General features: G+C 60.8%; 7 protein-coding genes and 4 pseudogenes. 6 read left to right on the plus strand and 5 right to left on the minus strand.

The genetic code is table 11. The features are described 5' to 3' along the window. The 5 genes and pseudogenes from GCT13_RS50310 to fusA form a co-directional block, all read left to right on the plus strand. Window positions 1–191 (plus strand): annotated as a pseudogene (locus GCT13_RS50310) (IS110 family transposase); the annotation flags it as partial. A 492-nt stretch (window positions 192–683) separates the two neighbouring features. Further along, a protein-coding gene (locus GCT13_RS45730; protein WP_152768224.1) for an IS6 family transposase occupies window positions 684–1389 on the plus strand; the annotation gives its coding sequence in 2 pieces (ribosomal slippage) (window positions 684–791 and window positions 793–1389; 705 coding nt in all). A 314-nt stretch (window positions 1390–1703) separates the two neighbouring features. After that, window positions 1704–1871, plus strand: coding sequence for a hypothetical protein (locus GCT13_RS48975; protein WP_193727962.1), 168 nt, complete (start codon window positions 1704–1706; stop codon window positions 1869–1871). 918 nt (window positions 1872–2789) lie between these two features. After that, complete coding sequence (locus GCT13_RS45740; protein WP_321575049.1) at window positions 2790–3509, plus strand: BON domain-containing protein; 720 nt, start codon at window positions 2790–2792, stop codon at window positions 3507–3509. A 191-nt stretch (window positions 3510–3700) separates the two neighbouring features. Further along, window positions 3701–5776 carry an elongation factor G gene (gene fusA, locus GCT13_RS45745; RefSeq protein ID WP_321575050.1) on the plus strand — a complete coding sequence of 692 codons (2076 nt, stop codon included), beginning with the start codon at window positions 3701–3703 and terminating at the stop codon, window positions 5774–5776. Window positions 5777–6369: 593 nt separating this feature from the next. On the opposite strand, the gene GCT13_RS45755 is transcribed toward fusA, so the two are convergent. Then, a complete protein-coding gene (locus GCT13_RS45755) occupies window positions 6370–6738 on the minus strand; it encodes an ead/Ea22-like family protein (protein ID WP_152768226.1) in 369 nt (122 codons plus the stop codon). A gap of 35 nt (window positions 6739–6773) precedes the next feature. Here GCT13_RS45755 and GCT13_RS45760 point away from each other — a divergent pair, with 35 nt between their 5' ends. Then, window positions 6774–7052, plus strand: coding sequence for a hypothetical protein (locus GCT13_RS45760; protein ID WP_152768227.1), 279 nt, complete (start codon window positions 6774–6776; stop codon window positions 7050–7052). A gap of 64 nt (window positions 7053–7116) precedes the next feature. Here GCT13_RS45760 and GCT13_RS45765 read toward each other — a convergent pair. From GCT13_RS45765 to GCT13_RS45780, 4 genes and pseudogenes are all read right to left on the minus strand, one after another. After that, window positions 7117–7536 (minus strand): annotated as a pseudogene (locus GCT13_RS45765) (DDE-type integrase/transposase/recombinase); the annotation flags it as partial. A 290-nt stretch (window positions 7537–7826) separates the two neighbouring features. Further along, window positions 7827–7946 (minus strand): annotated as a pseudogene (locus GCT13_RS50320) (serine protease); the annotation flags it as partial. Window positions 7947–8006: 60 nt separating this feature from the next. Next, window positions 8007–8725, minus strand: a protein-coding gene (locus GCT13_RS45775) for an IS6 family transposase (protein WP_227747374.1) whose coding sequence is annotated in 2 segments (ribosomal slippage) — window positions 8007–8353 and window positions 8353–8725 — 720 coding nt in all. Because the reading frame shifts where the segments join, the coding sequence is not laid out codon by codon here. A 43-nt stretch (window positions 8726–8768) separates the two neighbouring features. Then, window positions 8769–9480 (minus strand): annotated as a pseudogene (locus tag GCT13_RS45780) (hypothetical protein); the annotation flags it as partial.

Here is a 9480-nt window from a genome sequence, read left to right on the forward strand (position 1 = left end):
CGTGGGCGTTTGTCGAGGCGGCCAACTTCGCGATACGCTCGTGCCCGGAAGCCCGGCGCTTTTACGAGCGCAAGAAACGCGCGCGAAACGCGATTGTGGCGATCAAGGCGCTGGCGCACAAACTGGCGCGCGCCTGCTATCACATGCTTCGGGAGCACAAGTCATTTGAGGTAACCCGCTGCTTTGGCTAAAAGGTGGTGCAAGGGGAACGAGCCCAGTATTGCGACTGGTGCAAAGCCATGGTTTTGATTGGGCCTTCCCTTTGCCCCACCGACTGTTTGCGGATGATCGGGTCGCCAGGCGATGAGCCACCATTGACTGGCGTTGCGCAAGCAACAGCCACGGTTCTGCGAAACCCATTGGACCTCGTCTGGCACCAACGTTTCTCTGGGGCGGCAATGGCCGCCAGGGCAGCCGTTAGTTACATCACGGCATGCTTGATCTCGATGGGTGTCTGGTGCGATCCGGTTCGCAACCAGTTTGGAGAAAACGGATGCGACTACGATCGGCAGACAGCATGGCAGGTTACAGAAAGAATTCCGCCCGATTGCAGTGGCGATAAAAATACCATCGCCACTGCAATCGGGCGGTGAGTAAATTTGTGCCTTGACTTCGGTCGGCTAATGGGTGTCGCGATAAGCCGAGCTGCTATGCTGGCAGCGTGAAGGCGAACGCTTTGATCGATGAAACAGAACCTTAATCCGGCCGTGGCAAAGGTGCTCAAGCGTCTGCACTACCCGCTCGACGTGATCCTGATGTGCGTGCGGTGGTACGTGGCGTATCCGCTGAGCCCTGCGGCATCTTAAACAGATGATGGCCGAGCGCGGGATTGCAGTCGATTATTCGACCGTACACCGCTGGGCCATGAAGCTGTTGCCGGTACTGGAGAAATCGTTTCGCCGTCGGAAGCGCCCGGTTGGCAAGAGCTGGCGCATGGATGAAACGTACATCAAGGTCAAGGGGCAGTGGAAATATTTATACCGCGCAGTGGACAGGGCAGGCAACACGGTCGATTTCCTGCTGCGTGCCCATCGTGACAAGACCGCAGCGCGCCGGTATTTCGAGAAATCGATCGATCAGAACGGGGAACCCGACACCGTGACGATCGACAGGAGCGGCGCCAATCTCGCCGCGCTCGAAACGATCAATGCCGATCGTGAAGCGCCCATCAAGATCCGCCAGTCCAAATATCTCAATAACGTGGTCGAGCAGGACCATCGGGCGATCAAGCGACGCACGCGGCCCATGCTGGGATTCAAGACTTTTCGCTGTACCCGGATTCTTCTAGCCGGCATCGAGGTTATGCACATGATCGCGAAAGGACAGATGAAGTGTGCTCGCGGAACCCATCCGTCCGCCGCTGATCAATTCTATGATCTCACAACATAAGCAGAACTTTGCATTTCGATCTCGCTCGCCCCTTGATCCTTACCGCGACAAAGCCGAGCCGATGGCCCGTTGGCTGGATACGCATCCAGTTCGCGACTGGATCAGCCATAAGCATTAAACGACACCGCGGAAGAATTTCGCCGCGGGGCTGGCGTTCATGTTCGGCGAGTCGTTGCTGAAGTAGAGGCGCAGCCATATGCGCACGCATGAGACGAACACCCTGTACCGGACCGGCTGCGCAAGCAGTTCGGACGGTAGCCCAAGGGAGCAAGATCACGACCTTGAATTATGCAGGCAGGTCGCACGATGAAGCCATGGCGGCACGGCATCACCAGAAACAGAAGGCGCAGGAACAGGCCGGCGGTGAAATGGCCGTGGAAGGAAGCGAGAGCGATGCCGAGCATAGCTGCGGCGAGCTGTCGGAACAGGGCAAGCAGGTATGGCGAAGGGGAAGCGGCATGAACGGCGGAGGGAAGGAGTGATTTTGAGTCGTCGATCGGATGCAATGCGGGCCGAAACTATCGGCCCGTCAGCATCACATATGAATCAGTGATCGACACGAGTGAAGCCCGAAGGGAGCCGGTAATGCATCGCGCGATGATCGCGGGACTGATCAATCTGCCGCGCGATCTCACGATGCGATCTCCTCACTGGAACGTCGCGACAGAATGCCGTGGCCAGTGCACACTATCCGTATGCGCGAGCTTTTCGGCGTGTGCCAATACAAGCGGGAGTAGTGTCATGGTAAAAGGTCAGTTACGCAGCAATCGCGAAGTAAAAAAACCGAAGCAGCCGAAGGAAGCCGTCTCCGGTTTCGTTGCCGTCCGGCGCGGCTCGCCCCAGAGGACGCCCAGTGTTGCCGACACGCATAAAAATCATTGACGGTGGATTCGCTCAGTCATGGGCGTTTGACAACGCGCGTTCGGCACTCCCTCTTGCAGCAACACAGGCGGACTTTTCGTTCGTGCGCGTTTGGGTAAGACGTCTTGTGATGATGGCGCCGGCCTTCGTGGTGGTGATGGGTGTCGACGCAACGCGCGCGCTGGGTGTTGACGACGATGTCGAGGTGGCAGTCAAATTCAGTACCAATCTAAGGGACTCAATGCATACCGTGTTGGTAGCCCTAAACTATTCGTGTCGGTATCGTCCGAGGAGGTGTCCGTCATGGCATTCGAAGCCAAGGATCCCAACTACGAGCTCGGCGACTGACCTTCATATCAATTGACAAAGCCTCCCCGAGCCCAAGCCCTGAGAATCACATACGACTGAGTGCCTATAATCGACTAGCGGGGCCGGACCCGAGCACTGCGAGGTGGGCCAGGTCCGCGAGGCGGTCCATTGAGTGAGCCGCGCCATGAACTTTTTGCGCGAGGCGGATCATGCAAGGCAGTGATACAGTCTTGAAGCAGGTACTGGCGGCCTTTGAGCGCGAATCGCACCTGATCCTGCAAAATCATCCCATCCATATGAGTTTCAGCGGCGACACCTTGACCGTAGCTGGCGAGGTGCCGGATGTCGCATCCAGGAAGCGCATCATCCATTTGGCGCACTCGCTCAGCGGTGCGGCGGAGTTGGTCGACCACCTGCGCGTGAGAGTTGTGTCGCCGGTCGGTGATGGGGCCATGCGCGACAGTGTGTGCGAGCGGCTCTTGCAAGCCGTGGACTTTCGCAACTGCGTGATCTGTGCGCGCGTCAAGGGGCAGGTGGAAATACTGCGCGGCACCATGGACGCGGCAGGTAACGAGGATGGCAGCGGCGCCATCGAAGTCACGGTTCAGGACGGCGTGGTGACGCTGACGGGACAAGTGATCAGCCTGTCCCACAAGCGCCTGGCCGGGGTGTTCGCCTGGTGGGCCGGCAGTTGCCGCGAAGTGGTGAACCTGCTGGACGTGTTTCCAGCCGAGGAAGACAACGACGACGAAATCACCGACGCCCTACACCTTGTGTTGGAAATCGATCCCTGCGTGCATGCCGACCAGATCACGATCAAGTCGCTGAACCACACGGTGACACTCGAGGGTTGGGTGTCGAGCGAGGCCGAGCGAAGACGGGCGGAACAAGACGCCTGGTACCTGGACGCGATCGACCGGGTCGTCAACCGCATCGACGTGCGGGCCTGATTCATCGACAAAAACTTTCTCCCCACGGCTTACCCCCGATGGTTTCGGCTACCCGCATTGAGAGGTTGTTGCCAAATCAAGGGAAGCGGTTCAGGCGGCCTGGCGCGGCTGCAAACAGTACAAGTAGTACGGCAAGGCCGCGCCGGAGCGCCAGCCAATATCATTTTGCAACAGCCCCCGGGAGATGACCTGTGGCTGCAACCTCCGTGCCGATCGCCGGCATCCGCAACATCGGCGTCATTGCCCACATCGACGCTGGCAAGACCACCATTACCGACCGGATTCTCTTTCACACGGGACGGACCCATCGCCTGGGTTCGGTCGACAGCGGCACGACGGTGACCGACTGGATGGCGCAGGAGCGCGAACGCGGCATCACGATCGTGGCGGCGGCCATCAGCGCGCGGTGGCGCGACTGCATGATCAACCTGATCGATACACCGGGGCATATCGATTTCACCGCCGAAGTGCAGCGCTCGCTACGGGTGCTGGATGGCGCCGTGGTGGTATTCGATGCGGTGCACGGTGTGCAGCCGCAAAGCGAGACGGTATGGCGGCAGGCCGATCGCTACCGGGTGCCGCGGCTGTGCTTCATTAACAAAATGGATCGCATCGGGGCCGACTTCGAGCGCGCGGTGGCCAGCGTACATGAGCGCCTCGGTGCGCCGGTGGCATGCCTGCAAATGCCTGTCGGCCACGAAGTGGCGTTCGAAGGCCTGGTCGATCTGCTGTCGATGCAGGCGCTGCGCTGGGGGGCTGCACAGGAGGGCAGGCCGGAATGCGGTCCCGTACCCGCTGAATATCGTGCGGCGGCCGAGGCCGCGCGGGAGCGCCTGATCGAGGCCGTTGCCGAGGCTGACGACGAACTGCTCGCGCTTTACCTGGCCGGCGGCGACATCGGGACGGAGCCGTTGCGCACGGCGCTGCGCCGTGCCACGCTCGCCAATCGCCTGTTTCCGGTTTGCTGTGGCACCGCTTTACGGGATATCGGCGTGCAACCGCTGCTGGACTGCGTGGTCGACTTTCTGCCGTCACCGCTCGATATCGGCGACGTACAGGGGACCGATCCCGACAGCGGCCTCACGATCTGTCTCGCGCCGCGCGACGAAGAACCGCTCGCGGCGCTGGTCTTCAAGATCGTCAACGATCCCTACGCCGGCCATCTGGCCTATGCGCGGATCTATTCGGGCATGGTCAGCGCCGGCATGGCGCTGCACAATGCCACACGTAACCGCAAGGAGCGGGCAGGGCGCCTGTTGCGCATGTATGCCAATCACCGCGAAAACGTCGAGGCGCTGCACGCTGGGGAAATCGGTGCGTTTCTGGGCCTGAATCAGACCTATACGGGCGATACGCTGTGCCACGCGGAACACCCGATAACGCTGGAAACGATCACTTTCCCGGAGCCGGTCCTGCGGGCTACGGTGGAACCGAAAACGCTCGCCGAGCATGGCCGTATGGCCGAGGCGCTCCGCCAGCTGACCGACGAGGATCCGACCCTGCAACTGAGCCTCGATGAAGACAGCGGCCAGTTGCTGATTGCCGCCATGGGCGAACTGCACCTCGAAATCTTGCTCGACAGGTTGGAGCGCGAATACGGTGTAGCGGCGAAAATGGGGCGGCCGCGCGTGGCCTACAAGGAAACCATCACGCGCGAAGTGGTGGCTCAGGAGGGGCGTTTCGTGCACCAGACCGGCGGACATGGCCAATACGGCCATGTGATTCTTTCGCTGCACCCCGGCGCGCGTGGTTCGGGCATACGCTTCGAAAACGCAATCACCGGCGGGGCGGTACCGCGCCAGTTCATCCCGGCGGTGGCGCAGGGCGTGCGCGATGCCGCCGAAATCGGAGCGCTGGCAGGCTATCCCGTCACCGACATCGAGGTGCGTCTCGAAGGCGGGTCCAGCCATTCCGTCGATTCGAGCGAATTCGCTTACCGCGCCGCGGCCATCCAGGCATGCCAGGCCGCATTTGGCAAGGGGCGGATGGTGTTGCTTGAACCGATGTTCCGCATCGAGGTGCTCGTGCCGACGGAATATACCGGGGCCGCGCTGGCGCAGCTCGGCGCCCGCCGCGCGGAGATTGAAGCGGTGGCGCCGTGCCCGGGTGATGTGGAAGCGATTGCCGGCCAGGTGCCTCTAGCGGAAATGTTCGGCTACGTTACTGAATTGCGCTCGGTCACCCAGGGCCACGGGCTGTATTCCATGGAGTTCGACCACTATGCCGAGGTCGAGCTTGAGGTGGCAGGCGTGCCGCCCCGGAATTAAACGGCGGTACAACCCTTCGTCGGTCGAATTCAGCCCTGGCGGAGCCCCCAACTCCGGACGTCATACGCCTGTTCCCAACTTTCGTGTGGCAGAGCCGCCTCGAAGCTCGAACCGCCGTGCTATGAATCACTTAACCGGGATCTGCTGGCGTATGTCGAAACCTTGATGCGCGCTGGCAGCGGAACCGCGCCACCTGGCAATCCGGGAACAAACAACATCAGATGCCCGAATTTGCTGAGCTGATCACCCGCATCGAAGCCACCGCGGGCAACGTGCTCGCGGGTAGCCGATGCCCGTTCCGCATCACGGCGTGTTGGGTCCAGGCGCGGCAGACGCCATGCCCAGCAATCCCAACAATTTCCTCAGCGGCGTCTACTATCTGCAAACGCAGGCAGGCCCAGACGCGATCAATTTTCACGATCCGCGCCCTCGGGTGCCACTTTTCGTCCGCCGGTCACCGAATTGACGTCGCACAACACCGACCAGGTGGTGGTGAAGGTGAGCGACGGCACCTTGCTCGTGTTCCCTGCCTGGCTGCCACATTCGGTGTCAGTGAACACGAGCGCCCGCACGCGCATCAGCGTTAGTTTCAATCAAATGGCGGTCACGCGAAATCCGCAGCACTTGAGACATGATGTGGCAAGCGCGACCGCCTTCGCGAAGTCGTGCAACTCGGGTATGTTGACGAGCGCCGACAGTTGCGCATTCTCACGATGAAGCTTTTCGACCTGATCGAGCAGGGCCAGCACCGTTGTAGGGACGACAGCTGATATGGGGTCGACGGCGGCAGCGCCGAAAGCGACCTCGGCATAGTCTCGGCGTACCATAGTCGCATGCAGTACGCTGCCGTCGGGGCCGCGCCCCGCAGTGAGGCGCTTGGCGCTATTGCTAGTCCACCATTTCCACCGTCCCGGCGTCGCGCGTTCGGCAATCTCACGCAGCTTGTTCGCGTCGATGTTCATGCTGCGAGTCCTCCTAAATGATGATGGAGATTGACATGGCCCACGCTGAGAACACGTACAAGGGATTTCAATACCTGGTTCGAACGCTTGCGAAACCGGGCGTCGGGGGCGAGCACTTGCAGATATTCGGATTCAACGGTTTCGTGCTTATACCGCGCGAATTTGATGCAGAGCAACCCATGCAAATCCCCGTTCAATGCCTCGAGGAAGAGGGGTATCGTCAAGAAGACTGGGCGTTGGATGCAGCGATTGACGAAGCGAAGGCGATCATCGACGGCAAGCGCCCGCTGAAAGACCCGAAAACGTTCCGATAGGACGAGCGTGGGCACCGTCAACTTGTCGATCTGAGAATGCAATGGCAGCAGACGGTGCAGCCGCTCACCAGGCACCTGACGGACTTTGGGTGACGTTGGTCAGTATGTGCCACGAGGCAAATCGGGCAGCGAGGTGTTTGCGATAAAGCGACGCGCGCAGCATGTGCCGCTTGAGCGCAAAGTGCTGTCGGATCGGACCGAAGCTCGAAAGGAACGCCTGGGTCCGCTGCGGGTCACGGAAGCCGCGCATGCGCCGCTAGCGCTCACGGGTAGGTTGATGACTATTCTCGGCCCGGTTATTCACGCGTGCAGCAGCCTTGACGAACACGTGTTTGACGCCGGCCAGCTCGGGGATCTCGACCTTCGCGACCGGATAGCTTCGTAATTGATCGGTGACGATCTTGCGCGGCACGGGGCATGAACGAAGCACGCGCTTGAAGATACGCTTCGCCGCGGCCTTGTCACGCCGCTTCTGCGGCAGGATGCCTCGCACGGCGCTGTTGGCGCGGATACCGGACCGCCCGCCATTCCAGGGCAATGTTCTTCATCATCTGGCGCCAAGCTCTCGGCCAACTGATGCCCGCTTTGGCTGCGCCCACGTGCACCTGAAACGCAGGAGGCAACAGTTCCTTCTGCGCCGGATCGGCGAGACGCTTCAACCCTTCCGTCTCCTTGGACCAACGCCGTCTCCTTGCGCCGCACGGGCACGCTGGTGCAGCGGCCAATATGCCGTTCTTGCTCGCACCCGCAATTTGCACCCAAAACTGCCCCGGATTAGCCTTCGGTAAGTGTCAGCAGGATGTCGGCGTACCAGGCGCAGTTCAGTCCGAGCGCCTCGTCAAGCTTCAGACCGCGTGAACCCACATCCAGGCGCGCCGAGTGGATGCCCAGTAGTGTCGGCTGTGGTGCAAACTGGGTAGGTGGGCGAGTAACCGCCCGTTTCCCAGAGAGACCTCAACGAGTTGAAAGAACCGCCGTCCAAACCGAGGACACAGTGGTCTCTTTGAGATGCACGCCGGTGAGATCGAACTGGCCTTTGCGAATGCGATGCATCAGCTCGATACCCGAGATCGTAACGGCCGCGTTGCGCAAGCGTTTGAACCCAAGCATTACGTTCACGCGCGATTTGATGTGCCGATGATCCTGCTCAATCAGGTCATTCAGGTACTTCGAGCATCGCAATTTCGTTCGCTCGGGCAGCGACTCCCCGGTTTTCATCTCGCGGACTGCTCGGTGCGATGCCGCGTAGCCGTCCAGAGTAATCGTTGCGGGAGCGCGTCCCTGTGTTCTGATCGCCTTCACGAAAACGCCTTTGCTGCAGCCACATCGCGCCGAGCGCTGAGACGGAAATCGATCGTCTTTCCGGCTCGGTCAACTGCGCGGTAAAGATAGGTCCATTTGCCCCGGACCTTCACATAGGTCTCGTCGACACGCCACGACTGACCGGTCGACACAGCAAATCGATTCCAGCGTTTGACGAACTCCGGCGTGTAGTGCTTTACCCAGCGCATGATCGTCGTGTGTACCAGCGATAGGCCGCGCTCCGCCATCATTTCAGCGAGATCTCGAAAACTGAGCTTGTAGCGCGGATACCAACGCACGCAAAGGATGATGACTTCGCGGTCGAAATGACGCCCATTGAACAATCCATCGATATCCGTCAGTTTGCTCATTGGCTTATGCTCGTCAAAAGCTTCAGCGTAACAGACCGACGGGTCAGAATTGCACCACAACCCCGGGATCTACGCCGTGAGCAAAGACATGCGCCTGATGCTGCTCAGGGTCATAGAGGGCAAGCGCCTGTTCCGCGTGCGTGCGGGCGGCGTCGGGCTCCCCCTGGAGGAGCAGGCACATACCGAGTGCGTCGTGCGCGTCGACGAGCAAGACCGGATCCTTTGCACGCCGCGCCATGCGGAGCATCCGTTCGGCCAGTTCGCGCGCGGTGGCATACTCGGCGCGCGACACATAGTGGATCCTTAGTCCAAGTTGCACCGCGAAAAGCTGTGACGTCTCGCCGATCTGCTCGCACAATGCCAGCGCGCGGGTATAGGTCGCAGCCACCTCCGGCGCGCCATAACCTCTCACGTCCATCAAGGCCGGACCCAGGGAAAGCAGCAGCGTCAGTTCCCAATGCACGCGTGCCGGTGTATCGGGCAGACGCTTGAGTAACTCGAGCGCGACGCCGAGGTGGTGCATCGCGTCCAGGTGGGCCGCATGTCGAAGTGCCTGTTGCGCGGCACGATGCAGGTACTCCACGGCCTTCGGGATATTGCCGCTCAGGCCGTAGTGATGCGCCAGTTCGCTGCAGTAATCCGCGATGCGGGTCGGGAACAGCGCCTCGATCGCATGCGCGGTGCGCTCATGCAGTGCGCTACGGCGCTCCGTGAGCAGCGAATGGCCGGCGACTTCCTGGGTCAGCGCGTGCTTG

The sequence above is a fragment of the Paraburkholderia franconis genome (assembly GCF_009362735.1).
Lineage (GTDB): Bacteria > Pseudomonadota > Gammaproteobacteria > Burkholderiales > Burkholderiaceae > Paraburkholderia > Paraburkholderia franconis.

Excerpts from the sequence above, each read along its gene's own strand:
- GCT13_RS45755 (WP_152768226.1), bottom strand. The coding sequence starts at position 6,738 with ATGAACATCGACGCGAACAAGCTGCGTGAGATTGCCGAACGCGCGACG.
- GCT13_RS48975 (WP_193727962.1), top strand. The coding sequence starts at position 1,704 with ATGGCGGCACGGCATCACCAGAAACAGAAGGCGCAGGAACAGGCCGGC.
- GCT13_RS45760 (WP_152768227.1), top strand. The coding sequence starts at position 6,774 with ATGGCCCACGCTGAGAACACGTACAAGGGATTTCAATACCTGGTTCGA.